The sequence below is a fragment of the Clostridium vincentii genome (genome assembly GCF_002995745.1).
Lineage (GTDB): Bacteria > Bacillota > Clostridia > Clostridiales > Clostridiaceae > Clostridium > Clostridium vincentii.
In genome coordinates this window covers 39,219-66,120 of record NZ_PVXQ01000015.1, presented here as the reverse complement: position 1 = coordinate 66,120, position 26,902 = coordinate 39,219, and the positions used below count along the sequence as shown (strand labels likewise).

At 30.6% G+C, this 26,902-nt stretch carries 29 protein-coding genes; 24 read left to right on the top strand and 5 right to left on the bottom strand.

Annotated elements, in window-relative coordinates:
* Positions 1 to 103: 103 nt before the first annotated feature.
* The 10 genes from CLVI_RS08460 (at position 104) to CLVI_RS08415 (ending at position 11,853) form a co-directional block, all read left to right on the top strand.
* Entirely contained in the window at positions 104 to 1,411 is a 1,308-nt protein-coding gene (locus CLVI_RS08460; protein ID WP_106059688.1) for a M16 family metallopeptidase, read from the top strand.
* Between the two features lie 65 nt (positions 1,412 to 1,476).
* Positions 1,477 to 1,761 (top strand): YlmC/YmxH family sporulation protein, encoded by a 285-nt coding sequence (locus CLVI_RS08455; protein WP_106059687.1) that lies wholly within the window; start codon positions 1,477 to 1,479, stop codon positions 1,759 to 1,761.
* Between the two features lie 16 nt (positions 1,762 to 1,777).
* Positions 1,778 to 2,974 (top strand): aspartate kinase, encoded by a 1,197-nt coding sequence (dapG, locus tag CLVI_RS08450; protein ID WP_106059686.1) that lies wholly within the window; start codon positions 1,778 to 1,780, stop codon positions 2,972 to 2,974.
* Positions 2,975 to 3,035: 61 nt separating this feature from the next.
* Positions 3,036 to 3,743 (top strand): ClpP family protease, encoded by a 708-nt coding sequence (locus tag CLVI_RS08445; RefSeq protein WP_106059685.1) that lies wholly within the window; start codon positions 3,036 to 3,038, stop codon positions 3,741 to 3,743.
* A 100-nt stretch (positions 3,744 to 3,843) separates the two neighbouring features.
* Positions 3,844 to 6,234: an FtsK/SpoIIIE family DNA translocase gene (locus tag CLVI_RS08440; protein WP_242980628.1), complete on the top strand. Its 2,391-nt coding sequence runs from the start codon at positions 3,844 to 3,846 to the stop codon at positions 6,232 to 6,234.
* A gap of 87 nt (positions 6,235 to 6,321) precedes the next feature.
* Positions 6,322 to 7,659 (top strand): 30S ribosomal protein S12 methylthiotransferase RimO, encoded by a 1,338-nt coding sequence (gene rimO, locus CLVI_RS08435; RefSeq protein WP_170065632.1) that lies wholly within the window; start codon positions 6,322 to 6,324, stop codon positions 7,657 to 7,659.
* Positions 7,643 to 8,233, top strand: coding sequence for a CDP-diacylglycerol--glycerol-3-phosphate 3-phosphatidyltransferase (pgsA, locus tag CLVI_RS08430; RefSeq protein WP_106059684.1), 591 nt, complete (start codon positions 7,643 to 7,645; stop codon positions 8,231 to 8,233). The genes rimO and pgsA overlap by 17 nt, the downstream gene beginning before the upstream one ends.
* A gap of 196 nt (positions 8,234 to 8,429) precedes the next feature.
* The gene (gene recA / locus CLVI_RS08425; protein ID WP_106059683.1) at positions 8,430 to 9,536 is read left to right on the top strand and encodes a recombinase RecA; all 1,107 of its coding nucleotides are present in this window, start codon (positions 8,430 to 8,432) and stop codon (positions 9,534 to 9,536) included.
* Between the two features lie 293 nt (positions 9,537 to 9,829).
* Positions 9,830 to 11,356, top strand: a complete 1,527-nt coding sequence (gene rny, locus CLVI_RS08420; RefSeq protein ID WP_106059699.1) for a ribonuclease Y — start codon at positions 9,830 to 9,832, stop codon at positions 11,354 to 11,356.
* A 236-nt stretch (positions 11,357 to 11,592) separates the two neighbouring features.
* Entirely contained in the window at positions 11,593 to 11,853 is a 261-nt protein-coding gene (locus tag CLVI_RS08415) for an HPr family phosphocarrier protein (RefSeq protein WP_106059682.1), read from the top strand.
* A gap of 71 nt (positions 11,854 to 11,924) precedes the next feature.
* On the opposite strand, the gene CLVI_RS08410 is transcribed toward CLVI_RS08415, so the two are convergent.
* The gene (locus tag CLVI_RS08410) at positions 11,925 to 12,143 is read right to left on the bottom strand and encodes a DUF378 domain-containing protein (RefSeq protein ID WP_106059681.1); all 219 of its coding nucleotides are present in this window, start codon (positions 12,141 to 12,143) and stop codon (positions 11,925 to 11,927) included.
* A 171-nt stretch (positions 12,144 to 12,314) separates the two neighbouring features.
* Here CLVI_RS08410 and purB point away from each other — a divergent pair, with 171 nt between their 5' ends.
* The 6 genes from purB to CLVI_RS17455 all read left to right on the top strand — a co-directional run bounded on the left by purB (position 12,315) and on the right by CLVI_RS17455 (position 18,723).
* A complete protein-coding gene (gene purB, locus CLVI_RS08405) occupies positions 12,315 to 13,745 on the top strand; it encodes an adenylosuccinate lyase (RefSeq protein ID WP_106059680.1) in 1,431 nt (476 codons plus the stop codon).
* Positions 13,746 to 13,872: 127 nt separating this feature from the next.
* Positions 13,873 to 15,366, top strand: a complete 1,494-nt coding sequence (gene glpK / locus CLVI_RS08400; protein ID WP_106059679.1) for a glycerol kinase GlpK — start codon at positions 13,873 to 13,875, stop codon at positions 15,364 to 15,366.
* Positions 15,367 to 15,393: 27 nt separating this feature from the next.
* Positions 15,394 to 16,821, top strand: coding sequence for an NAD(P)/FAD-dependent oxidoreductase (locus tag CLVI_RS08395; protein WP_106059678.1), 1,428 nt, complete (start codon positions 15,394 to 15,396; stop codon positions 16,819 to 16,821).
* 12 nt (positions 16,822 to 16,833) lie between these two features.
* Positions 16,834 to 18,087: an NAD(P)/FAD-dependent oxidoreductase gene (locus CLVI_RS08390; protein ID WP_106059677.1), complete on the top strand. Its 1,254-nt coding sequence runs from the start codon at positions 16,834 to 16,836 to the stop codon at positions 18,085 to 18,087.
* A gap of 1 nt (position 18,088) precedes the next feature.
* The gene (locus CLVI_RS08385) at positions 18,089 to 18,436 is read left to right on the top strand and encodes a DUF1667 domain-containing protein (protein WP_106059676.1); all 348 of its coding nucleotides are present in this window, start codon (positions 18,089 to 18,091) and stop codon (positions 18,434 to 18,436) included.
* A gap of 143 nt (positions 18,437 to 18,579) precedes the next feature.
* The gene (locus CLVI_RS17455; RefSeq protein WP_170065631.1) at positions 18,580 to 18,723 is read left to right on the top strand and encodes a hypothetical protein; all 144 of its coding nucleotides are present in this window, start codon (positions 18,580 to 18,582) and stop codon (positions 18,721 to 18,723) included.
* Positions 18,724 to 18,774: 51 nt separating this feature from the next.
* On the opposite strand, the gene CLVI_RS08380 is transcribed toward CLVI_RS17455, so the two are convergent.
* The gene (locus tag CLVI_RS08380; protein ID WP_106059675.1) at positions 18,775 to 18,945 is read right to left on the bottom strand and encodes a hypothetical protein; all 171 of its coding nucleotides are present in this window, start codon (positions 18,943 to 18,945) and stop codon (positions 18,775 to 18,777) included.
* A 172-nt stretch (positions 18,946 to 19,117) separates the two neighbouring features.
* Between CLVI_RS08380 and recQ the strand changes: the two genes are divergently transcribed.
* Complete coding sequence (gene recQ / locus CLVI_RS08375; RefSeq protein ID WP_106059674.1) at positions 19,118 to 21,547, top strand: DNA helicase RecQ; 2,430 nt, start codon at positions 19,118 to 19,120, stop codon at positions 21,545 to 21,547.
* Positions 21,548 to 21,603: 56 nt separating this feature from the next.
* On the opposite strand, the gene CLVI_RS17450 is transcribed toward recQ, so the two are convergent.
* The gene (locus CLVI_RS17450) at positions 21,604 to 21,759 is read right to left on the bottom strand and encodes a hypothetical protein (RefSeq protein WP_170065630.1); all 156 of its coding nucleotides are present in this window, start codon (positions 21,757 to 21,759) and stop codon (positions 21,604 to 21,606) included.
* Between the two features lie 147 nt (positions 21,760 to 21,906).
* Here CLVI_RS17450 and CLVI_RS08370 point away from each other — a divergent pair, with 147 nt between their 5' ends.
* Entirely contained in the window at positions 21,907 to 22,296 is a 390-nt protein-coding gene (locus CLVI_RS08370; RefSeq protein WP_106059673.1) for a hypothetical protein, read from the top strand.
* A gap of 42 nt (positions 22,297 to 22,338) precedes the next feature.
* Here the strand turns inward: CLVI_RS08370 and CLVI_RS08365 are convergent, their stop codons facing one another.
* The gene (locus CLVI_RS08365) at positions 22,339 to 23,316 is read right to left on the bottom strand and encodes an amidase domain-containing protein (protein WP_106059672.1); all 978 of its coding nucleotides are present in this window, start codon (positions 23,314 to 23,316) and stop codon (positions 22,339 to 22,341) included.
* Positions 23,317 to 23,442: 126 nt separating this feature from the next.
* Between CLVI_RS08365 and CLVI_RS08360 the strand changes: the two genes are divergently transcribed.
* The 6 genes from CLVI_RS08360 to hisC all read left to right on the top strand — a co-directional run bounded on the left by CLVI_RS08360 (position 23,443) and on the right by hisC (position 26,618).
* Positions 23,443 to 23,661, top strand: coding sequence for a hypothetical protein (locus tag CLVI_RS08360; protein ID WP_106059671.1), 219 nt, complete (start codon positions 23,443 to 23,445; stop codon positions 23,659 to 23,661).
* Positions 23,662 to 23,782: 121 nt separating this feature from the next.
* Complete coding sequence (locus tag CLVI_RS08355; RefSeq protein ID WP_106059670.1) at positions 23,783 to 24,328, top strand: NADH peroxidase; 546 nt, start codon at positions 23,783 to 23,785, stop codon at positions 24,326 to 24,328.
* A gap of 14 nt (positions 24,329 to 24,342) precedes the next feature.
* The gene (locus CLVI_RS08350) at positions 24,343 to 24,660 is read left to right on the top strand and encodes a DUF1540 domain-containing protein (protein ID WP_106059669.1); all 318 of its coding nucleotides are present in this window, start codon (positions 24,343 to 24,345) and stop codon (positions 24,658 to 24,660) included.
* 116 nt (positions 24,661 to 24,776) lie between these two features.
* Positions 24,777 to 24,920: a hypothetical protein gene (locus tag CLVI_RS17445; protein ID WP_170065629.1), complete on the top strand. Its 144-nt coding sequence runs from the start codon at positions 24,777 to 24,779 to the stop codon at positions 24,918 to 24,920.
* Positions 24,921 to 25,075: 155 nt separating this feature from the next.
* Positions 25,076 to 25,435 (top strand): hypothetical protein, encoded by a 360-nt coding sequence (locus CLVI_RS08345; protein ID WP_106059668.1) that lies wholly within the window; start codon positions 25,076 to 25,078, stop codon positions 25,433 to 25,435.
* A 127-nt stretch (positions 25,436 to 25,562) separates the two neighbouring features.
* Complete coding sequence (gene hisC / locus CLVI_RS08340) at positions 25,563 to 26,618, top strand: histidinol-phosphate transaminase (protein ID WP_106059667.1); 1,056 nt, start codon at positions 25,563 to 25,565, stop codon at positions 26,616 to 26,618.
* Between the two features lie 51 nt (positions 26,619 to 26,669).
* On the opposite strand, the gene CLVI_RS17440 is transcribed toward hisC, so the two are convergent.
* A complete protein-coding gene (locus CLVI_RS17440) occupies positions 26,670 to 26,840 on the bottom strand; it encodes a hypothetical protein (protein WP_170065628.1) in 171 nt (56 codons plus the stop codon).
* Positions 26,841 to 26,902: the final 62 nt, after the last annotated feature.

The following is a 26,902-nucleotide window of genomic DNA, read 5'->3' as shown; positions in this document are numbered from 1 at the left end:
ATTTTTGCCTTTTTTTTCTAGCAACATTTAAGGAATAATAAGCCACGAATTTCTTTATAATAGTATAGAGAGTATTCGTGACTTTTATTATAGGGAGGATTTTATGTATAATTTATATACCCTAAAAAATGGACTAAGAATTGTTACTGAAAAAAATGAGGCAGTTAAATCGATAAGTGTAGGAGTTATGGTTCAAAATGGATCTAGAAACGAGAACCTAGAAATGAATGGTATATCTCATTTTATTGAACATATGTTTTTTAAAGGAACAGATAAAAGAAAACCAAAAGAAATAGCGGCTTCTGTAGAGAATCTTGGAGGGCAAATTAATGCCTTTACTAGTAAAGAGGCAACTTGCTACTATGTTAAAAATCTATATACACATTTAGATTTATCTATTGAAGTATTATCTGATATAATTTTAAATTCTAAATTTGATCCAGAAGATATAGAAAGAGAAAAAAGTGTAATAGTTGAGGAAATTAACATGAGTGATGACAGTCCGGAGGATGCTTTAGATGACTTACACTCAAAATTGGCATTTGGAAATAATTCTTTAGCTCGTCCTATACTTGGAACAATTGATAAGGTTAAAAGTTTTACAAGAGAGGACATTAAAGATTTTATAGATAAAAAGTATACTCCACATAATTCAGTGATTTCTGTTTGTGGAAATTTTGATGACAAAGAATTAACTCATCTTATCGAAAAGTACTTTGGAGATTGGAAAAGTAAAGATATATATGTTCCTACATATGAAGATGCTCTTGTTCATCCCGGATCAGATTATTTAAATAAAGATATAGAGCAGCTTCATATAGGCCTTGGTTTAAAGGGATTACCTTTTGGTCATGATAAAGGATATGCTTTGGTGCTTTTAAGTAATATTTTTGGCGGAGGAGCTTCTTCTGTACTTTTCCAAAAGGTAAGAGAGGAACTTGGACTTTGCTATACTGTATATTGCTATCCACAACCCTATCAAGGTGTTGGTATGTTTAATATATATACAGGACTTGGTAAAACCTATGGTGAAAAAGCTTTAGATGTAATAGCTAAAGAACTCTTTAAGTTCTCTAAGTCACCTCTTACAGATGATGTTTTAGCCATGAATAAAGAAAAAATAAAATCTACATATATAATGGGACTTGAGAGTACTAGTTCAAGAATGTTTAGCAATGCTAAATCTGTTCTATTCAAGAATAAGATAAGTACTCAGGATGATGTAATAAAAAAAGTAGATAAAATATCATCAGAAGATATAGAGTTTGTGTTGGAGAACTGTTTTGGTAGCGGTATAGTTAATGCCTCTTACGTAGGTAATGGAATTAATTATGAGAATTTAGATAAAGTAATCACGAATTCTACAGAAAGCTACAATAATAAAGACAGTAAAAACAAAATTCAAATATAATTCAAGAATACATTACCTCCTAATTGCATAATAATTATGTAGACGAATTAGGAGGTAATATTTTTATGAGTAGTGAAGGTAATATTAAGTTATTAAGTGAATTGGGTAAATACGAACTTATTAATATAAACGATGGAGAAAAATATGACTATCTTCAAAACAATGACCTTGTAATTGATGATGAAGGTAACATAAAATTCCTAATAGTAAACCTAGGGAGTGGGAAGCTTGGATTTTTTGGTGGGTCTAAAGACTTTTTGGAAATTCCTTGGGAATGTGTAAAAAAAATTGGGTCACATACTATTATCTTAGATGCAGAGGAAAATCAAATAAAAAGGGCAACTCTTTAATATTAGGGGTGAGTACATGAATATATTAATACAAAAATTTGGGGGAACCTCTATATCATCAAAAGAGAAAAGAGTAAATGCAATTAAAAAAGTGGCGAAAGCTATTAAGGAAGGCTTTAGCCCTGTAGTTGTTGTATCAGCTATTGGAAGATATGGGGAACCTTATGCAACTGATACACTCCTTTGTCTTATAGATGATAAAATGAAAAAAGATAATAAATTAGCAACAGATTTATTAATGTGCTGTGGAGAAATTATAAGCTCAGTTATCTTTTGTAATGAGTTACAGTTGTTGGGCATAGAGTCAATCTCTTTATCTGGAGGTCAGGCAGGAATAATAACTGATAATAATTTTAGTAATGCATCATTAATAGATGTGGATGATAAAAAAATCTTAGATATTTTAACTCAAGGGAAGGTTCCGGTAGTTGCAGGATTCCAAGGAATGACTAAAGATGGATTTTTTACAACACTAGGTAGAGGTGGAAGTGATACTACAGCCGCCATACTAGGAGTAGCACTAGAAGCTCAGTGTATTGAGATATATAAAGATGTTGATGGAGTAATGACTGCAGATCCAAGGATAGTTAAAGACGCATCGTTAATAAATATTTTAAGTTATGATGAGGTGTTTCAACTTGCGGATCATGGGGCTAAGGTTATTCATCCTAATGCTGTTGAAATAGCAAAAATAGGAAATATACCAATAATTATAAAGAACACTATGAATGAGTGTGAAGGAACTATAATTAATTCAATTGGAGATAAAAACAATAAAAGGCTCATTACTAGTATTACAAGCCAGAATAATAGGGTCCAAATAGCGATTAAATTAGATGATAATTGGGAAAATGAAAATTATACAAAAGTGCTTGAAATAATAGCTGATAATAAAATTTCTTTGGATTTAATAAACATTTTTCCGAAAACACAAGTTTTTACTGTTGAATCTTCTATGAAGGATAAGGTAGTTAAAATATTTAAAGAATTAAATATTGTCTATGATATCAAAGAAAATTGTAGTACTATATCTTTAGTAGGCGCAGGCATGAGAGGAATACCCGGAGTTATGGCTAAAATTTATAAATCTCTTTATGAGAATAATATAGAAGTACTACAAACTGCAGATTCTCACATGACTATATGGTGTTTAATTCATACAAAGAATTTGGAGCAGGCAATTAATGCATTGCACAAAACTTTTAAATTATAATAATAAATAGTATAAAATAAATCCTCCTGAGCAAAATAAAAATGTACAGGAGGAATATTTTATGAACGATAAAAAGAAAATAGATAAGGAAGAAGAAATAAAAGAGAATAAAGAAAAGATGAAGGCTGTAAAGGAGTTTGGTAATACGTCTATGGCTTCGCCTAATGAAAAGATACAAGTATTATCTATAATTGGGCAAATAGAAGGACATATGGTATCACCGCCGCAAACAAAGGCTACTAAGTATGAACATATAATACCGCAACTTATAGCTATGGAACAAAATGATGAGGTAGAAGGTGTCCTAATAGTATTAAATACAGTAGGTGGAGATGTGGAAGCGGGTTTAGCTATTTCTGAAATGATAAACTCAATTTCGAAACCTACAGTTTCCATTGTAATAGGTGGAGGACACTCTATAGGGGTTCCACTTGCAACCTCATCGGACTATTCGTTTATTACCCCTTCAGCTACTATGATAATTCATCCAGTACGTATGAATGGATTTATTATAGGTGTAGATCAAACTTTCCAATACTTTAAAAAGATGCAGGAGAGAATTGATGATTTTATAGTTAGAACATCAAGTGTATCCCATGAAGATTTACATAATTTTATGATGCAGACAGATGCGTTGCTAAATGACGTAGGAACTATGCTTATTGGAAAGGACGCTGTAGATTGTGGACTTATTAATGAAGTTGGAGGAATAAGTAATGCCTTAGCAAAACTTAATTCTTTAATAGAAAAGAGTAATAGAAAAGAGTAATAGAAAAGAGTAATAAAAAATAGGGTATTACCCTATTTTTTCTCTTTAATAAGAGGAAATAAATAAACTGTGGAGAAATAACTAGGGTGGGGTGATTTTAGTGAACAGACAGAATAAAAGAAAAAATAATAAAAAATCTTCAGATGACGACCAAACCAGTAAAATGGAGATAAAAGGAATTATAATTATTGCCATTGGCTTATTAAGCTCAATTGCTATATATACAGATCTTGCAGGATTTTTATCAAGCTTCGCTCAGAAAATTTGTCATCTATTAATTGGAATAGGGTCATACATACTTCCAATTTATCTTTTATATCTAGGATATAATTATTTTAAAGGAAGAGGCAATATTTCACTTGGGAAAAACTTTCACGGGCTAACTATATTTATAGGCGTAATAATTTTAATTTTTGGGACAATCTATATTCAAGGAAAAGAAGTTCCTAATAATTTTGGAAATAACTTTATGGATTTAATTAATGCTGTAGCTGATGGGAAAAGAGATCTCAATGGAGGAGTAATAGGATATGTTATAGCTTTTCCATTATATAAATTTATAGGAGGGTTAGGTTCTTATATTCTTTACGGAGCTTTAATAATAATTTCTTGTATATTAGTATTTAACTTTTCACCTTTGAAGGCTGGACAAATGGCTAAAATTAAAGGTATGGAATTCAGAGAAAAAGAAAAAGCTAAAAAGAAAGTTTCAGAGAATAAGAATAAGAATAAGAATAAAGATGATTATATTAAGGTTCTTACAAAGAGTGATGAAGTAGATAAATCTAAGGATGAATTCTTAAAGGGAGTAAATCATAAGATTAAGATATTAGATTTTATGAAGAATTCAAACGTTGATGAAGATAGTGAGTTTGAACTAGCTATTGAAGAAAATCTAGATAGGCCAATAAGTGACTTTGTAGATAATATGGAGTTTCCAGAGAGAACTACTAAAAAAGGTAAGTTAGATAATAATATAAAAGATGTGGTTAATAAGGAAATTGATGCGACTATTAGTGAAGGTAAGGAAATTCAAGAGATAAAGGAGTATATATTCCCTAAAATTGATCTTTTAAATATTAATGGTACAACTAAGTTAAATAGTGAGGATAAGAAAGAATTGATTAACAGCGCAAGTAAACTTGAAGAAATATTAGGTAGCTTTGGTGTTGATGCAAAGGTTGCACAGGTAACAAAGGGACCTTCTGTAACAAGATATGAAATTCAGCCAAGTCCTGGAGTTAAAGTAAGCAAAATAGTAAATTTAGCAGATGATATTGCTTTAGGACTTGCATCCTCTGGAGTTAGGATAGAAGCTCCAATTCCAGGGAAAGCGGCTGTGGGGATAGAAGTACCTAATAAAAAGCAAACTCCGGTATTTCTAAGGGAAGTTCTTGATTCTAATGAGTTTCAAAATTCAACTAATAAGTTGGCCTTTGCACTAGGCAAGGATATAGCTGGAGCTTGCGTTATTGGAGATTTAAGTAAAATGCCTCATACTCTTATTGCAGGAGCAACTGGTTCTGGAAAGAGCGTATGCATTAATTCATTAATAATAAGTATATTATATAAATATACTCCAGATGAGGTTAAACTTTTAATGGTAGATCCAAAAGTTGTAGAATTAAATGTCTATAATGGAATACCCCATTTATTAATACCTGTGGTTACAGATCCTAAAAAAGCAGCAGCAGCTCTTAATTGGGCAGTTAATGAAATGACAAAGAGATATAATTTGTTTGCTGAGATGGGTGTTAGAAATATTGACTCCTATAATGGCCTGCTTGATAAGGGGACTATAGATAAAAAGCTACCCTATATAGTAATAATAGTAGATGAGCTTGCAGATTTAATGATGGTATGCCCAAATGATGTTGAAGATTATATTGGACGACTAGCACAGATGGCTAGAGCTGCGGGGATGCATCTTGTTATTGCAACCCAAAGACCCTCTGTGGATGTTATCACAGGTGTAATTAAGGCCAATATTCCATCAAGAATATCCTTTTCTGTATCATCTCAAGTAGATTCACGAACTATTTTAGATACTGGAGGGGCTGAAAAACTTCTTGGTAAGGGGGATATGCTTTACTCACCTGTGGGAGAAAATAAGCCGCTTAGAGTTCAAGGCTGTTTTATATCAGAAGAGGAAGTAGAAAGTGTTGTTAATTTTATTAAAAATGATGAAAAGGAAATTATATATGAAGAATCTATAATTGAGCATATCAACAAAGAAACTGACGACAAGTATGTTGAAGAAGGAGAGGACACTGATGAACTTCTTTCAGAAGCTGTTAATTTAGTGGTTGACTTTGAACAAGCATCTATATCTTTTATTCAAAGAAGGCTTAGAGTAGGATTTAATAGGGCGTCTAGAATTATGGATCAATTAGAAGAGAGAGGAATTATATCTTCTAAGGATGGAAGTAGGCCAAGACAAGTGTTGGTAACAAAGGATCAATTGATAGGTAATTCGCAGGAAGATAATTAAAATTACCTTGTAATACAGTAGAAAGAGTTATAAAATATAATTCTATAAACTTTTAATCTAGATAGAGAATAGCAGGAGGATTTTGACTTGAAAAAATATAAAGTGGGAATGGTAAGTCTTGGTTGCGATAAAAATAGAGTAGATTCAGAAATTATTTTAGCATCCATGAATAAGGAATATGAAATAACAAATAATGCGAAGGAAGCGGATATAATTATAGTAAATACATGTGGTTTTATTGAAACCGCAAAGCAGGAATCTATAGATACTATACTTGAAATGGCAAAATATAAAAAAGACTATAATTGTACATTGCTGATTGCAACTGGATGTTTAACTCAAAGATATGGTAAGGACTTAACAGAGTTAATGCCAGAAATAGATATAATGCTGGGGGTTAATGATTATAAGAAAATAAACGAGTTTATTAATGATTATATAAACAATGAAAAAAAATCTATCGAAGTTAATTATTCTGATGAAAACATTAATGAAGGTGAAAGAATTTTAACTACAGATAGCCATACAGCATATATTCGAATAGCAGAAGGGTGTAATAATTTCTGTACATATTGCATAATACCTAAAATTAGAGGGAAGTTTAGAAGTAGAGAAATGGATAATATTATAAATGAAGCGAAATCATTAAGTGACAGGGGCGTTAAGGAATTAATTTTAATAGCACAGGATACAACTCTTTATGGTAGTGATATTTATGGAGAAAAAAGATTGCATATTTTATTAAAGGAATTAGCAAAGATAGATGGATTAGAGTGGATTAGAGTGCTTTATTGCTATCCAGAAGAAATATACGATGAGCTTATAGACGAAATCTCACAAAATCCTAAAGTTGTAAAATATCTTGATTTACCAATTCAGCATATTAGTAATAAAATATTAAAACTTATGGGAAGAAAGACAACTAAAGAGGATATAATAAAAAAGATTATTAGTTTAAGAGATAGAGTTAAAAATATTACATTAAGAACTACTTTAATTGTTGGATTTCCTGGAGAAAATGAAGAAGAGTTTACGGAACTTAAGAATTTCGTAAAGGAATATAGACTTGAGAAAGTTGGAGTTTTTAAATATTCAAGAGAAGAGGGAACTCCGGCAGCTATTATGGAAAATCAAATCGAAGAAGAAACAAAGGCTTTTCGAGAAAAAGAAATTATGCTTCTTCAAAAAGAAATATCACAAGAAAAAAATGCATTGAAAATTAATAATGTTTATGATATTCTTGTTGAAGGATATGATGGAGAATATTACTATGGAAGAAATTATGAAATGGTTCCTGACATTGATGGTAATGTGTTTTTTAAAAGTAGTATAGAAATAAGTAAAGGTACAATTGTAAAAGTAAAGATAAATGATTGTACAGAATATGATTTAATAGGAGTTGTAGCTTATGAATCTTGCCAATAAATTAACTATAGGAAGGATGTTTTTAGTTCCTGTATTTTTATTATTTATAGCAGTTAAGGATATTCCATATGGCACGTTCATTGCAACGGGTATATTCATATTAGCTTCCTTAACAGATAAGCTAGATGGATATATTGCAAGAAGTAGAAATCAAATTACTAACTTTGGGAAGTTTATGGATCCCCTTGCAGATAAGCTCCTTGTAACAGCTGCACTAATATCGTTAGTAGAACTTCAAGTGGTTCCAGGTTGGGCTGCTATGATTATTATAGCACGTGAATTTGCTGTAACAGGATTAAGAACCATTGCAGCATCAGATGGTAAGGTAATTGCTGCAAGTTGGTGGGGTAAACTAAAGACTGTTATACAAATAATAGCAATTATACTTTTGTTATTGGAATTGAATATATCGGCATCTTCTTATTTAACGGATTTAGTAACAAATGTAGAGTTTTTTAAATTATTTTTTGAATATGTACCAGAGTGGTTTTTATATGGAGCAGTTATTATTACTTTAGTATCTGGCTATGATTATTTTAACAAAAATAAGCATAATATATCCACTGATAAATAATATTTAGAGGCCTTCAATTAAGAAGGCCTCTTTTTAATTGGAAATTTATGTTTATTATATGGTATATTGGATAGACTTATAAAAGTATTCAAATTTTAAATGGAATATAATAGTATTTAATGTTGACTATATAAAATTCATGGCTTATAATATGGATAGAACATAGGTTCGGAATGAAAGAAAGAGGTGTAAATAAATGAGTAAGATTAATGTAGATAAATTAAAGGCAATAGAAAATGCCATAGGTCAAATAGAAAAGCAATTTGGTAAAGGGTCAGTTATGAGATTAGGAGAGGATAGCCATTTAAACATTGATGCTATTTCTACAGGATGTTTAGATTTAGATATAGCTTTGGGAATTGGTGGTGTACCTAAAGGAAGAATAATAGAAATATATGGGCCTGAAAGTTCAGGAAAAACTACTATTGCATTACATATAGCAGCAGAATCACAAAAAAATGGTGGAGCTGTAGGATTTATTGATGCAGAACATGCTTTAGATCCAAGTTATGCAAGGAAAATTGGTGTTGATACAGAAAGTTTAATAGTATCTCAACCAGATACAGGAGAACAAGGTCTTGAAATTGCAGAAGCTTTAGTACGTTCAGGAGCTATAGATGTATTGATAATCGATTCAGTTGCAGCCTTAGTTCCAAGGGCTGAAATTGAAGGGGAAATGGGAGATTCTCATATGGGTCTTCAAGCTAGACTTATGTCCCAAGCTTTGAGAAAATTAGCAGGAGCAATTAGTAAAACTAATTGTGTTGCTATTTTTATCAATCAATTAAGGGAAAAAATTGGTGTTATGTTTGGTAGTCCTGAGACTACTACTGGAGGAAGAGCTTTAAAATTCTATGCCTCTGTTAGATTAGATATTAGACGTATCGATTCAATAAAATCCGCGGATGCAATTATAGGAAATAGAACTAGGATTAAGGTTACAAAAAATAAGGTTGCACCTCCATTTAAAATAGCAGAATTTGATATCATGTACAATGAGGGTATTTCTAGAAATGGTAATATAGTAGATGTAGGTGTAAAGGAAGGTATTGTTCAAAAGGGTGGATCATGGTTTTCATATGGAGAAATCAGGTTAGGACAAGGAAGAGAAAATGCTAAGCTTTATTTAAAGGATAATCCTGAAGTAGCTTTAGATATAGAAAATCAAATTAGAGCAAAATATAAACTTCCTTTAGCTGTGGTTAAGGTAGTAAAAGAAGATGCTAAGGCTATAAAAGAAGATGTTAAAGCTGCAAAAGAAGAAGCTAAAGTCGTTAAAGAAGAGGCTAAGGCAAAAAAATAGAATTTAATTAAACATATTATTGAAAAATTTAAAGAAAAATGTCAAGTTTACATTAATAATGGAGAGAAAAATGAAGTAAACAGATGAAAATAGTATATATTTACATCATATTTGTTCATAGTTGTGTAACTTGACATAATTCTATTTTTCAGATAAAATAATAACAAATACTGGTTTATCATATTCTTATTATTCAGTGAAAGGATATGACTCCTACTACGCAGTAATATTTATTGTAATAAATAAATGAAAAAAAAGTAGGAGGTGTTTACGTGCAAACAACGTATTTAATAATGGCTATAATATATATTTTTGTTTTTGGTGTTACAGGAGTAATCCTATACAAAGGCATACAAACAACATCAAAAAAGAAACTTGAATCACTAGAAAAAGATGCGAAAACTGAATTAGAAGCTGCTAAAAAAGAAGCAGAGGCTACTAATAAGGAATCTATACTAGAAGCGAAAGAAGAGGTTCATAGATTAAGAACTGATTTGGATAGGGATTCACGTGAAAGAAGAAATGAAATTCAAAGGCTTGAAAGAAGATTAATACAAAGAGAAGAGGCATTAGACAAAAAAAGTGATTCTCTTCAAAAGAAAGATGATGCATTAAATGAGAGATTAGCTGAAGTCGATAATAAGGAAACTAAGATTCAAGAACTTACAAACCAAAGACGAGAAGAATTAGAAAGAGTAGCTGGTCTTACAGGGGAAGAAGCTAAACAAATCTTATTAGAAGAAATTAAGAGAGAAGTTACTCATGAAGCAGCCTTAATGATTAAGGACATCGAAAGTAAAGCAAAAGAAGAAGCAGATAAAAAGGCGAGGGAAATTGTAACTACAGCTATTCAAAGATGTGCTGCAGATCATGTATCCGAGTCAACTGTTCATGTTGTTGCTTTACCTAATGACGAAATGAAGGGTAGGATTATAGGTAGAGAAGGTAGAAATATTAGAACCCTTGAAACTTTAACGGGAGTAGATTTAATTATAGATGATACTCCAGAAGCAGTTATTTTATCAAGCTTCGATCCAATTAGAAGAGAAGTAGCTAGAATGGCGTTGGAAAAGTTAATAGTTGATGGAAGAATACATCCAGCTAGAATTGAAGAGATGGTTGAAAAAGCCAAAAAAGATGTGGAAAATGATATTAAAGAAGAAGGAGAACAAGCAACTCTTGAAACTTCAGTACATGGATTACATCCAGAGGTAGTTAGATTACTTGGAAGATTGAAATATAGAACTAGTTATGGACAAAATGTTTTAAAGCATTCCATAGAAGTTTCATATTTAGCTGGTTTAATGGCGTCAGAATTGGGTTTAGATGTTACTCTAGCTAAAAGAGCTGGTTTGCTACATGATATCGGTAAAGCTGTTGATCAAGAACAAGAGGGGCCTCATGCTCTAATTGGAGGAGATATAGCTAAAAGGTATCATGAATCTGCGGTGATAGTAAATGCTATTGCAGCTCATCATGGAGATGTAGAGATGGAATCTTTTGAAGCTATTTTGGTTCAAGCGGCAGATGCTATATCAGCTGCTAGACCAGGAGCTAGAAGAGAAACACTAGAAGCGTACATCAAACGTTTAGAGAAGTTGGAAGAAATTGCAAATTCTTATGAAGGTGTAGAGAAGTCATATGCGATTCAAGCTGGTAGAGAAATTAGAATTATTGTTAAACCAGATCATATTGACGATCTCGGAGCAGTTGAACTAGCACGGAATATTGTTAAGAGCGTCGAGGAACAATTAGAATACCCAGGTCAAATAAAAATCAATGTTATCAGGGAAACCAGAGCTGTTGATTTTGCAAAATAATAGAAAGTTAAAGGATACATTTTGGTTTCAAAATGTGTCCTTTTTTTATTAAATATAAAAAATTATAATAATTTAAAAGACAATCTATTACAAGTATTAACAAAATCAAATCTAATTTCGATATATGGAAATTAATTGTAATGAATAAGGAAAAAAAGTATTGAAATTATTTTGAAAGTCCTATATAATTATAAAAGTTAAGTAGATACTCAAGTATATAAAAAGAGGTGAACATAATGGTTTCAAAAGAAGTTTTAGTAAAGAATGGTACTGGCTTACATGCTAGACCAGCAACGTTATTAGTTAAGAAGGCTTCATCTTTTAAGTCCGATGTAAGCATTGAATTTAACGGTAAAAAAGCAAATGTAAAAAGTCTAATTGGAGTTTTATCATTAGCAATTACTAAAGATTCATTAATTAATGTAATAGCTAACGGCGATGACGAAGCACTAGCTGCTGAAGAAATTGCAAAGCTAATTCAAAATCTTGAAGATTAATTAAAAAAAAGGTTCCATTTGGAACCTTTTTTTGCTTTCTAGAAAAAAAATTTATGATATGTAACTAAAAATCACTTTTCAGTTACTAGAAAGCCACATCTGAAAAGTAGAATAATAATATCAATGCATCCTAAAAAAACCAATGTATATATTATTCTTTGTAAAAATATAGAGCCCCCAGTAAGAAAAATGGCAACATTAAAATTAAAAAGTCCTACTAAGCCTAAAATTAAGCAACCTAGAATGCAGAACAGAAAAGAAATCTTATCTATAATAGTCACTTTATACATATAATTCACTTCCTTAATAAAAATATTTCGTTATTAATTTATATGTTTTCATTCCATAAATATTACTATGTGAACCACTTTTATTAAATAAACATGAAAGATTTTATTTCTTATGATATAATACGAATGATATAAACAAATTTAATGAATATATTCGTATGGAGGTCTATAATGAGAAATTTATACAGTTCACCATTAAACTCAAGATATGCATCAAAGGAAATGAGCTACATTTTTTCTGATGATATGAAATTTTCAACATGGAGAAAGCTTTGGATTTCTTTAGCAGAATCTGAAAAAGAATTAGGTTTAAATATTACAGATGAGCAAATATCCGAACTTAAGGCTCATATAAATGATATTAACTATGATGAAGCAACTAAGAGAGAAAAGGAAGTAAGACACGATGTAATGAGTCATGTATATGCTTATGGACTTCAATGTCCAAGTGCAAAAGGAATAATACACCTAGGTGCTACAAGCTGTTATGTAGGTGATAATACAGACGTAATAATTATGAGAGACGCAATACTATTAACTAAGAAGAAGATTGTAACTGTTTTACATAGATTAAGTAAGTTTGCAGTGAAGTATAAGGATATGCCAACCTTAGGGTTTACTCATCTTCAACCTGCACAGTTAACAACTGTTGGTAAGAGAGCTAGTCTTTGGATGCAAGATTTAGTAATGGATATAGAGAATATAGACCATGTTTTATCTACATTAAAGCTAAGAGGAGTTAAGGGAACGACAGGTACTCAAGCAAGTTTTATGACTCTTTTTGACGGAGATGAAGAAAAGGTTAAGAAACTAGACACCATGGTTGCAAAAAATATGGGCTTTGAAAAAAGCTATGGTGTAACTGGTCAAACTTATCCAAGAAAGTTAGATTCAATTGTACTTAACACATTATCTGAAGTGGCTCAAAGCGCTTATAAGTTCTCAAATGATCTAAGGTTGTTACAAAGTATGAAGGAAGTTGAAGAACCATTTGAAAAAAATCAAATAGGATCATCAGCTATGGCATATAAGAGAAACCCTATGAGAAGTGAAAGAATAAGTTCTTTAGCTAGATATGTAATAATAGATTCATTAAACCCTGCAATTACAGCTGCAACTCAATGGTTTGAAAGAACATTAGATGATTCAGCAAATAAGAGAATAGCAGTAGCTGAGGCTTTCTTAGCTTTAGATGGGGTATTAAATTTATATATTAACATAGCTGAAAATATGGTTGTATATGATAAGGTTATAGCAGCTCATGTTAATAATGAACTACCATTTATGGCAACTGAGAACATAATGATGGAATCAGTTAAAAGAGGTGGAGACAGACAAGAACTTCATGAGAAAATCCGAGAACATTCTATGGCAGCAGCACAAAGAGTTAAGGGTGAAGGTCTTGATAATGATTTAATTAAAAGAATTATAGAAGATGGTTCATTTAATCTTTCAAAGAAAGAAATAATAGATATAATAGATCCTACAAAATTTGTTGGAAGAGCTCCAAATCAAGTTATAGAATTTATTGAAGAATATGTAGCTCCAATAATAGAAGCAAATAAAGACGCAATTGAAGTTCATAGCGAAATAAATGTATAAAGAAATATAGAAAATTCTACAGAAAAAAGGTAAGATGGTCTCCATCTTACCTTTTTTTTATACATTAGAAAGAGGTAGAGTAATATGCTACTATATAATTATATAGGAAAAAATTGGAGTGATAGTTATGAAAGAGTATATTATTGCCTTGGATCAAGGAACTACAAGCTCAAGAGCTGTGATTTTTGATAGAGATCAAAATATAATAGGAATTAGTCAAAAGGAGATTAATCAAATTTATCCAAAGGAAGGCTGGGTTGAACATAACCCTATGGAAATATGGGCCAGTCAATATGGGGTCCTTCAAGAGGTTATGGCAAAGGCTAACATTTATTATAAGGACATTGCAGCAATAGGAATAACAAATCAAAGGGAAACTACTATAGTGTGGGATAAGAAAACTGGGCAACCGATTTATAATGCTATTGTTTGGCAATGCAGAAGAACAGCATATATTGTAGATAGACTTAAGGAAAAAGGATTTGAAGAATATATAAAAGAAACTACAGGGTTAATTCCTGATGCTTATTTTTCAGCAACCAAGATAAAGTGGATATTGGACAATGTAGAAGGTTCTAGAGAAAGAGCAAAAAGAGGAGAATTACTATTTGGAACCGTAGATACATGGATACTATGGAAACTAACTAAAGGAAAGGTCCATGCAACAGATTATACTAATGCATCAAGGACTATGCTTTATGATATTAAGAATCTTAAATGGGATGATAAGATATTAAATGAACTTAATATACCTAAAGAAATGTTACCAAAGGTTAAAAATTCATCTGAGATTTATGGGTACTTAAATGAAGATGGAAATACAATAGATGAGGTGCCAATTGCGGGTATGGCTGGGGATCAACAAGCTGCTCTTTTTGGGCAAGTTGCATTTAATAAAGGAGATGTAAAAAATACCTATGGAACTGGGTGCTTTTTATTAATGAATACAGGGGATGAGCTAATTAAAAGTAAGAATGGGTTACTCTCAACAATTGCTATAGGGATAGATAATAAGGTTCAATATGCCTTAGAAGGGTCAGTTTTTGTAGGTGGAGCAGTTGTTCAATGGTTAAGGGATGAATTAGAACTTATTAGTAACGCAGCTGATACTGAAGAGTGTGCAAAGAAGGTAAAGGATAATGGTGGTGTTTACTTAGTTCCAGCATTTGTAGGTCTTGGAGCTCCCTATTGGGACATGTATGCTAGAGGAGCAATATTTGGATTAACACGAGGATCAAATAAAAATCATATAATTAGAGCTGCCTTAGAATCTATAGCTTATCAATCAAAGGATTTATTAGAAACTATGCGGATTGATTCTGGTATTCCAATTGTAAACTTAAAGGTTGATGGTGGAGCAAGTAGTAATAATTTTTTAATGCAATTTCAATCGGATATTATGGATGTTAATGTATTGAAACCTATTATTTCAGAAACTACAGCCCTTGGTGCGGCATATTTAGCTGGTCTTGCTGTAGGCTTTTGGAAGGATAAAGAAGAACTTGCTAAAAGATGGTTTCTTGCAAAGGAATATGAGTCTAGAATGGAAGGCGAAGAAAGAGAAAAGTTATATAAGGGTTGGAAAAAGGCTGTTGAAAGAGCTAAGTTGTGGGAAGAGTAATAGATGGATTTATAAGGAGAGGTAAAGATGCAGGATGTAATAATAATTGGAGCAGGAGTTATAGGAACATCTATATTTAGAGAACTAACTAAATATAATGGAAAGGTTACCATGGTTGATATGGAGAATGATGTATCGGTTGGAACAACTAAAGCTAATTCTGCTATAGTTCATGCAGGCTATGATCCTAAGGTTGGGACTCTTATGGCAAAACTCAATTTAGAGGGAAATATTTTATTTGAAGATATTTGCGCAGAATTAAAGATATCCTTTAAGAGAAATGGTTCTTTAGTATTAGCATTTTCAGATGAAGACATGATAAATATAAAAAAATTATATGAGAATGGATTATTAATCGGGGTAACCGGCCTTGAAATAATTAATAAGCAAAAGGTTTTAGAAATGGAACCAAATGTATCTAAGAAGGTTTTAGGGGCTTTATATGCTAAAACAGGAGCCATTGTAAGTCCCTATGAATATACCATTGCATTAGCTGAAAATGGGGTAGAAAATGGGGGAGAAATATTACTGAATTCTAGAGTAATAAAAATTGAAAAGGATGAAAATTTCAAAATTACTCTGTCCTCAGGGGAAATTCTAAAAAGTAAATATATTGTTAATGCTGCTGGATTATATGCAGATAAGGTTCACGACTTAATATGTAAAAAAGAATTTACTATTATTCCAAGAAAGGGAGAGTATTATGTTCTAGATAAAAGCCAAGGAAGACTATTTAAGCATACTCTATTTCAATGTCCATCTAAATGCGGAAAGGGAATATTAGTTACTCCAACAATCCATGGTAATCTTATTGTAGGTCCAAATGCAGTTGATATAGAAGACAAGGAAGATCTAAGAACTACAGCAAAAGCTTTGAATAATATTAAAGAAGCTGCACTTAAAACAACTGATAATATAAATTTTAGAGAATCAATTAGAACCTTTGCTGGTCTTCGTGCAACCTCAGATAGGGGAGATTTTATAATTGAAGAAGCTAAGGATGTAAAAGGATTTATTGATGCAGCTGGAATGAAATCGCCAGGGTTATCTTCAGCTCCAGCTATTGCTTTAGAAGTAATTAAATTATTGAAAGATTCCGGGCTTAAGGTTCAAAAGAATAAGGATTTCAAAGGATCTAGAAAATCAGTGGTATTTATGGAACTTAATGATGAAGAAAAGAATGAGCTGATAAAAAAAGATAGTACCTATGGAAGGATTATTTGTAGATGTGAAAATATTACTGAAGGTGAAATTATAGATGCGATACATAGATCCTTTGGAAATATTACAGTTGATGGTGTTAAAAGACGATGTAGACCTGGTATGGGGAGATGTCAAGGTAGCTTTTGTGGACCTAAGGTCCAGGAGATAATAGCTAGAGAATTAAATAAGGATATGGTAGAGATATGCCAAGAAAAAGAAGGCTCTTATATTTTAGTAGGAAGGACAAAGTAGGGGGGAAGATGGATGAAATATGATTTAGTTGTAATTGGTGGAGGTCCGGCAGGTTTAGCAGCGGCTTATGAAGCTTATAATAATGGAATAAAAAACATACTTATTATAGAGCGAGATAAGGAGCTTGGAGGAATATTAAATCAATGTATACATAATGGTTTTGGACTTCATACTTTTAATGAGGAACTTACAGGCCCTGAATATGCAGGGAGATTTATTAGAATGGTAAAGGAAACTAAAATTGAGATACTTTTAGATAGCATGGTTCTTAATATAGGAGAAAATAAAATTATACAGGTTGTTAATTCACAAGAGGGATATTTCACTGTGGAAGCTGCGGCTGTTGTGCTAGCAATGGGATGTAGAGAAAGAACTAGGGGAGCTATAGCAATACCCGGAGATAGACCCTCTGGTATATTTAGTGCAGGTGTAGCTCAGAGATTTATAAATATAGAGGGTTATATGCCAGGACGTGAAGTTGTTATATTAGGTTCTGGTGATATTGGACTTATTATGGCTAGAAGAATGACTTTAGAGGGTGCTAAGGTTAAGGCTGTAGTAGAGCTTATGCCTTATTCTAATGGATTAAATAGAAATATAGTTCAATGCTTAGAGGATTATAATATTCCTTTATATCTTTCTCATACTATAGTAGAAATTAGGGGTAAGAAGAGATTAGAGGAAGTTGCTATTGCTCAGGTTGGTGAAGATAAAAAACCAATAAAGGGCACAGAAAAGGTGTTTAAGTGTGATACTTTACTATTATCTGTAGGGCTAATACCTGAAAATGAGCTTTCTTATAAGGCAGGTATTAAAGGAGACAGAAGAATAAATGGACTTATTGTAAATGAAAATATGGAAACTTCTATGGAAGGTGTATTTGCTTGTGGAAATGTAGTTCATGTCCATGACTTAGTGGATTTTGTTACAGAAGAATCTAAACATGCAGGCAGAGGGGCAGCAAAATATTTAAAAGGTAAAGATCTTCAGGGTAAAACAATTAATATAATTAATGGGAAAAATATTAATTATACTGTTCCTCAAAGAATTTCACCTAAAAGTGTGGAAAAAGATGTAACTATATTTATGAGAGTTAATAGTATATATAAAAATAAAGTTATAAAGGTTACAAGTGGAGAAAAAGTTATAGCAATATTTAAACGTGTACATTTAGCTCCCTCTGAAATGGAGAAAATTATTTTAAATAAGAAACTCTTGGAAAATATTAATGAAGATATTGTTATATATCTTGAGGATGGGGAGTAGAATGATAAAAAGATTAATTTGTATTAACTGTCCTAGGGGATGTTATTTAAACGTTGACATAGACAGACTCACGGTTGAAGGCAATAGCTGTATAAAAGGTAAAGAATATGGCTTAAATGAGGTCACAAACCCTGTGAGAATAATAACAACCACAGTTAAAGTTATTGAAGGAGATCATAAGCTTCTTCCAGTTAAAACTGAAAAGGCAATACCAAAAAATATGAAATTTAAATGTATGGAAATTTTAAATAGTTTGGCGATAAATGCACCAATTAAGGCTGGGGACATTATAGTTAAGAATATATTAGATACAGGAGTTAACGTAATTGCCTGTAAAAATATAGATTAAGAATATAAGTTCTATAAAATTCATAGCGAGTTTTATAGAATTTATATTTATTTATTAAGAGATTATTAAAATTACAAAATCGAGTTTAAAACTATGTAATTATGCAAAGAATAATTATTAAACCAATAAAGGGAGGATTATGAATGGAATTTAAAAATTGTATACCGTCGCTAGATAACTATGTAGCAAAATATATGGATGAGGAAGGGTGCTCATTTGAAGAGGCTTGTGAAAAATTACAGTTAGGAGAAGAAGAATTTATTAATGAAAGAAAAATAGAGGGGTAGGTAAGAAAAAGGTAATCTATAATTTATAGATTACCTTTTTTTATTAAACTTCTATTTGTTATGAGATAATTTTGACCTTTTAGTAAATTTACTACCGTTAGCATCACTACCAATTTTTTCTCCATTTTCAATTCCTATATCTGCACCAGCTTCAGAATACATTTTTCTTTTTTCTGCATTTGATTTTGGTCTATCCTTTTCACGGTTTTTATTATTGTCCAAAATATAAGCCTCCTTTATTAACTGTATACCTAAATAGTTTAACCAATAAGAAAAATAATATTTGTTGTGTAAAGTAACCTTTTAAATATTAAAATTAATTCTTGAATAAGAACAGAACTTCTTGTTAATTATGTTAATATGGAACTATAACGGGATAGGAGTGAATATTTAAATGAAAGAAATTAGAAAAATTTTAGAAAAGTACTATGGATATAAAGATTTTAGACCAGGTCAAGAAAAAATTATATCTAATATTTTAAATAAAAAAGATTTGCTTGCAGTAATGCCTACAGGGGCAGGTAAATCTATATGCTTTCAGATACCAGCTTTATTACTTGACGGTGTGACATTAGTTGTATCACCATTAGTATCCTTAATGAAGGATCAGGTTGATGCATTGAGTTCTGTAGGTATAAAGGCAGCTTTTCTTAATAGTACATTAGATACTAATGAATTTAATGAAGTTTTATATGGCTTAAAAAATAATGAATACAAAATGATTTATATTGCACCTGAAAGATTAGACTCAAGAGTATTTTTGGATACTATTAATTCTATTTCCATATCTCAAATTGCAATTGATGAAGCTCACTGTGTTTCACAATGGGGGCATGATTTTAGGGTTAGCTATAGAAAAATCGGAGATTTTATTGAAAGTTTTACAGCTAGGCCAGTAATAACTGCATTTACAGCCACAGCATCTCAAGAAGTTCAAAAAGACATAGTTAAATTACTAAGGCTTAGAGATCCAGAGGTCTTTGTTAGTGGTTTTGACAGAGAAAACTTGGAGATAAATGTTATTAAAGAAGGACGAAAAGATAGATTTTTAAAGGAGTATTTAAAGAAGAATTCTCAGGCGTCTGGAATTATATATTGCGCAACTAGAAAAGAAGTGAATTCTATATACGAGGATGTAAAGGCGCTTGGATATTCTGCTTGTAAATACCATGCTGGGCTTTCAGATAAAGAGAGGAAAGAATATCAAGATCTTTTTATTAAAGATAAAAAGAATATAATGGTAGCAACTAATGCCTTTGGTATGGGGATAGATAAACCTAATGTTAGATTTGTAATACATAATAATATGCCTCAAAGTATAGAGGGATATTATCAGGAGATAGGTAGAGCTGGTCGTGATGGAGAAAAGAGTGAGTGTATATTGCTTTTTACACCGGGAGATATACATATGCAAAAATATTTAATTGATGTAGGTTTAAAAAGTGAAGATAGAAAGGCTATTGCATACAAAAAACTTCAAGAGATGGTGGCTTTGGTACATTCATCTGGATGTTATAGAAAGTTCATACTTAATTATTTTGGAGAAGAATTAAAGGAAGACTGTAATAACTGTAGTAATTGCTTAAGTGATGGAGAAGAACAAGATAGAACAATAGATGCTCAAAAAGTATTATCCTGTATTGGAAGAATGAAAAGAGGATATGGAGCTACTATATTAGTGGATGTATTAAGAGGATCTAAAAATCAAAAGATAATAAGTTTGGATTTCAATAATATTTCTACCTATGGAATTATGAAAGATTACAAAAAAGATGATTTAGTAGGATTTATTAACACCTTGATTTCTCATGGGTTTATGGAACAAGTTGAGGGTACTTACCCCATACTAAGATTAAATCCACTCTCTGTAAAAGTGCTTAAAGGAGAGGAAAAGGTAATATTTAAAAATATAAAGGTAAAGGATACTTCCTTTGATTATAGTGATTTATTTAACAAGCTAAAGGCGTTAAGATTTAACATTGCAACTGAGCAGAAAGTTCCACCTTATGTTGTGTTTGGTGATAGGACATTAAAAGAAATGAGTAATGACTATCCATTAACTAAAGAACAAATGTTAGAAATATCAGGGGTGGGAGAAATGAAGTATGAAAAATATGGAGAGGCCTTTATAAAGGTAATAGCTGAATATGTTAGTACAAATAATATAGTAAAGGGCCCTAAGATTGAAGTTGAGAAGAAATTACCTAGTAACTTTAATGTAAGTACAGATGAGAATCTTTACTTAAAGCTTAGGGAACTTAGAGAAAAATTTGCAGCCAAGGAAAGTAAAATCCCATATTCTATTATTTCTCAAAATACATTAAAAGAAATAAGTGGACGATATCCAATAAATTTAGCAGACCTTAAGGATATTACAGGTCTAGGACCTAAGAAAGTTGAAACTTATGGTAAGAAAATAATAAATCTTGTTAAAGCGTATGTAGAAGAGAAAAACATAGAAGTTAACTGGAGTGAGAGAAACAAGCTAAAGTTAGTAATTGATGGGGAAGACAGAAAAAATGAAGAAATTGCTATTTCTATGCTTGAAGAGGGTCATCATATAAAAAAAATATCTTTAGATATTGAAGTATCAGTATCAAGTATTTTAGGTTATGTTACAGATTATATTAAAGAGACAGGGGATGTAAGTTTCAATCTTAACCTTAAAGAATTTTATGAAGAAGAAGAGGAAGAGGTAATACTTAAAGCCTGCAATAAGATAGGTATTGATAAAGTGTCAGATATTAAGAAAACACTTAACCCAAGTATAAATTATCAAGCTATTAGGGCAGTAATATTAAAAAATTTCTATAATATAGCATAAGATACAATCAAACTCAATGTAATTTAAAAATATTTAAATTACATTGAGTTTTTTTATTAGTATCTAGTATGTGTGGTAATTTCAATTTTATCTTGATCTGTAAATTCATAATCTGAAGTAGGGGAATTATATGATTTCATCGGTGCAGGAAATTTTATTCCTTTTGAGTTAATTACTCCATCTATAATTTCTTTTTTCTTATTTTTACTCATAACACACCTCCCTTTAACATTAGTATGGTCGATATATTTTTTAATAAACCTAAAAAAGATTTTTTTTAATGGAAAATCTTTAAAAATAATGATAGAATATCACCATGTAAAAAGTATTTTGTAATAACTATTTAGGGGGAGACTTTTGTGGCTAAAATAATTGCTTGTAGCTTAATAATTAAAGATGATTTTAATAATGTATTGATTTTGAATAAGAGGGTCAAGCGTGGAGAAATAGAAACTTGGTCTATATTAAATCAAAAGATTAAGGGAAAAGAAATTCATGATAAATGTATAACTAGATGTGCTAAAGAAAACTTGAAAGCATTAGTATTTGATGTTAAAGAATTTAAAGAATACATATTTAATAAAGAAACTGATGAGTCGATTATGGTTTGCACAGGGGAAATTAGAGAAAGATTTATTCTAGATAGTAAAAAATATAAAGATAGTAAGTGGGTGAGTATTAGAAATTTCCAGGATTACAATTTTATTGAGTGTGAAAAAGAAATGTTAAAGGATTTCTTTGCAAGTTGAAAGTTGGAGCTAGATAAGATTATCTTTCTAGCTCTTAATTTTTTAGTAAGTAATATTAAGAATTCTAATTTTTGTATAAATTGATGGGTAGATTTCACTTAAGGGGTAATCAAGTTTATCGTAACTGTGGCAGCAATATAGACAATCTTCATCCGATAGAATTTCTGTAATAACACCAGAGTGGGAATAAAATCCCTTTGACTCAGAAAAAAATTGAAGTATTGATCCTAGTTCACTATTTTCAACTGAGGATAAATTTTTTCCTAGACCCTTTCTTAATATATAATAATATAATTCATTTACCCTAATCCATGTTGTAGAGTAAGGTCTCCAAGTTAAGGATAGAGGAAGTCCACCAGCATGAACACATTGAGAGACAAAGTTTGTGCAATCTCCTCCAGAATTCGAAAAACTTTTATATTTGTTATTGTAGGATAAAGCATATTTCCTAGCATAGGTAACAGCATCAGCGGTTGAATATTTGTTTTTAGAAAGAACTTTATTATTTCTAAAAATTACATCTTTAAATTCTGAAAAATCCTTTGAAATAATATCTATTTTCTTTATCTTTTCTTCTAAATATTTTATTCTATTTTCTTTATCTATGTAGCTATCACAGTTACATAAAGTTCTTTCATACTGAGATGGAGAATATTCTTTATCACATAAATTTATAATACAATATTTTCTAGCTTCCTTTTTTATAATAATTATGAAAGACATAACTTCTTTAGAGTTTCGTATATTTTTGGAATTTATTAAAGTGAAGGAATGAACGACTGTTACTAAAGCTCGATAGTTAGTATTAATTTTCGCTATTTTCAATTTCTTAATTTTATATTTTTCGTCAGTTATGGTATTAGCAATTTTTTTTCTCCAAAGGGTATGGAATGTTTTATCTAGTAATATTGTTTTTAGTAAATCATCATTTGATATAAATTTTGATAACACAGATTTAGTTAAAGTTTTCATAGGTTTCCCAAAAGCTTTAAAAAATCTATAGAGAAAAAATCTTATCATAAAATGCCTCCAGTAGTTTTTTAATTTTGTATATTAATATATGTTTATGGAAAATAGACTATTAAGGTGATATAATAATTTTAAATCTAGTTAGGATGTATTTTATAGATTAGAAAGGAAGTTAAAATGAAAATAGTATTTATAGCTATTATATTTATAATGATGATATTTAATTTCACTTGTTTTTTAAAAAGCAGAAAATATTTAAATAATGCAAAAGGTGAAGATGATAAGTCAACAAAGAACTATGACAAAGGTATGAAATATATTATGATTTCGGTTGTATTATCCCTTCTTATATGTCTAGTAGGAATAACAGCAATAGTAATATATAAATTTTTATAGAAATTAAAGGATGTAACTTAAAGTTACATCCTTTTTATTTTGTAAAATTTTATAGATAGTGAATTAAATGTGCAAATATAGCAATAATAAAACTATACTACTTATTTTAGGAGGTTATTAAGTGAAAAAGTATATATGTCTAGTATGTGGTTATATTCATGAAGGTGATAAGCCACCAGAATTTTGTCCTATTTGTAAAGCCCCAAGTAGCAAGTTTAAGGAAAAGAGTGAGGAACTTCACTGGGCAGATGAACATCATATTGGTATTTCAAAGGATTTAGCTCCTGATATTATTGATGATTTAAGAGCTAATTTTATGGGTGAATGTACAGAAGTTGGAATGTACATTGCAATGGCTAGGCAAGCTGATAGAGAAGGTTATCCAGAAGTTGGCGAGGCTTATAAGAGAATTGCTTATGAAGAGGCAGACCATTCTTCTCGCTTTGCAGAAATATTAGGAGATGTGGTAGTAGCAGATACAAAAGCAAATCTTCAGGCTAGAGTTGAGGCTGAATATGGAGCATGTGAAGGGAAGAAAATCTTAGCTACTAAAGCAAAAAAAGAAAATTTAGATGCAATTCATGATACAGTACATGAAATGTGTAAAGACGAAGCACGTCATGGTAGAGCTTTTAAGGGTTTACTTGAGAGATATTTTAAAGGTTAAAGGAGGAATATATAATGAGTAAAATAGAATGTTCTGTTTCAAATTGTTCGCACAATAAAAAAAGTAGTTGTTATGCTAATAGAGTAAACGTAAGTGGAAAAGCAGCTGAGAATAATGAACAAACCTGTTGTGGTTCCTTTTTAAATAAATTGTTATATAGTGATCTTACAAATAATGTTTTTAGCGGTGGATCTTGTGATTCATTAATTTGTTACGTTGAAACATGCAAACATAATTCTAATTCTATGTGTGATCTAGAACAAATAGAAATATCTGGAGTTGAGGCTAATATGTATGATAGAACTGCTTGTCAAAGCTTTGAATTAAAATAGGTAAAATTAAAAGGTCACTAAATTTTTAGTGACCTTTTAATTATATTATTATCATAGTGTATTTTTTCATATTTTGTACAAACTATTTAAGAAGTAATTTTTAGGAGGTATAAGCTATGAAAAAATACAATATGGAAAACATGAAGCGTACAATGAGAAAGGTTATTACAAGGGGAAGTTTGCTAATGGAAATGGCGGAGGATAGTATGAATTTAATGACAAAGGCTAAAATATTTAAGAACATATCTAAGAAAAAATAAAATTATAAGAAAAAACTATGAAATAGTTTAGAAAATTTTTTATATTGAAATTTCAAATAAATATATTTACAAATATATGGAAAAGATATACAATTGATTTGCAGTTTGTATAGGGTAATACAAATTAGTACGTGAGGGAACTATGGGAGATAACAATGAAAGTACGTATGGAACGACAGAGTGTGTCTACAAGAGATGATAAAAGGGCACCAAATGAAATGAGAATTGAAATTTTAGAGAACTGCAGATTAAAAGATTTTATTCAAATACTCAGTAAAAGTTACTGTCCAGAGGTCAAGGAAAAGAAGGCAATGTGGGTTTTATGGGATAGGTATAAAGCTGTAGCAGTATTTGATAGTATGTCCAAACAATATAAAGGTTTCTATGATGAAAATATGCTTTTAAAGGACATAATAAATAGAGATGATGATGTAGACATGTATCTTTATTATAAAGGAGCAGCAGATATTAAATATGTTTTAGAAGAATTAATTGAAGAACTTCTTATAGGTTAGAAAAAAATGACTTCCATAGGGTATGGAAGTCATTTTTTATGGCTATAAATAATGGACATATCTATACTAAAGTTGGTATAATACAAATAATTACTAAGAGATATAAAAAAATTTGGGGTGACACTATATGAAAATTAAAGATTATATTGAAAAACTTGATTCCTATATACCTGGATTTCAACCAGATTCGAATGATGAAGAGGTTATTAAATTAAATGCAAATGAAAATGCATTTTTACCATCACCAAAGGTTTTTGAAGCACTTAAAAATCTAGAACCAAATAAATTAAGGCTTTATCCTGAGGCTAGAAGCGAAGAGTTACGTAAGGCTATAGCGAAAGTATATAATGTGAAGAGTAGTGAAGTTTTATGTGGAAATGGTTCTGATGAAATTATTGGCCTTATTATAAAGGTGTTTTTAGCAGAAGGAGAGAAGCTAGCAACTCCTTATCCTACATATACAGTATATAAATCCTCCGCTTCTATGGAAGGGGTTAAATGCGTATTTGTAAAAACTGATAATGAATTCAAAATCGATATTCCTGGATTATTAAAGGAAAATGCTGAAGCTATTTTTATTGTTAATCCAAATGCACCTACAGGAGTCTTTTTATCAATAGGAGAAATTAAAACACTTTTAAATACCTATGATGGATTGCTTGTAATTGATGAAGCATATATGGACTTCTGCACTGAAGATGCAACTATGATTAAATATATAAATGAATATGATAATTTAATAGTTTTAAGAACAATGTCAAAATCCTATTCACTATGTGGGGCCAGGGTTGGATATTGTTTTGCCTGTGAAAAACTAATTGCATATATGGATAAATGTCGGGATTCATATAATTTAAATTATATTAGTCAGACAATTGCCTGTGCTGCAATGCAAGATGAGGTTTATCATAAGGAGACAGTTAAAAAGGTAATAGAAAATAGGAGATATTTAAGTGAAAAGCTTATAGAGTTAGGCTTTGAAGTTATACCTTCACAAACAAACTTTTTATTATGTAAGCCTCCAAAAAATAAAATAGCATCAGAAATAATGAATGAATTAATAAAAGTTAAAATTTATATAAGATATTTTAGTAGTGAAATGCTAGATGATAAATTAAGAATTAGTATTGGCACAAAAGAAGAAATAGACAAATTAATAAAATCAATAAGAGATATATTATAAAAATTAACTGCCACAAAGAATTTAAATTCTTTGTGGCAGTTTTTTTTGGAATTAATGTACGCTATAATCGGTGGCTTTTTTACGATTACCCACACCTGCGAATCCCGGTACCTCATAATGTTCAGTTAATGGTCCTGTTCCTTTAGGATCTAACTCTTTTGTTTGATCTAAAGTATTACTAATGATAGGTTCGTGAGAATCAGATTCATTTTTTATAATCATAATAAGCACTTCCTTTCACACTATTAATATGTATAATATAAAGGACTTTTATACTATGTTAT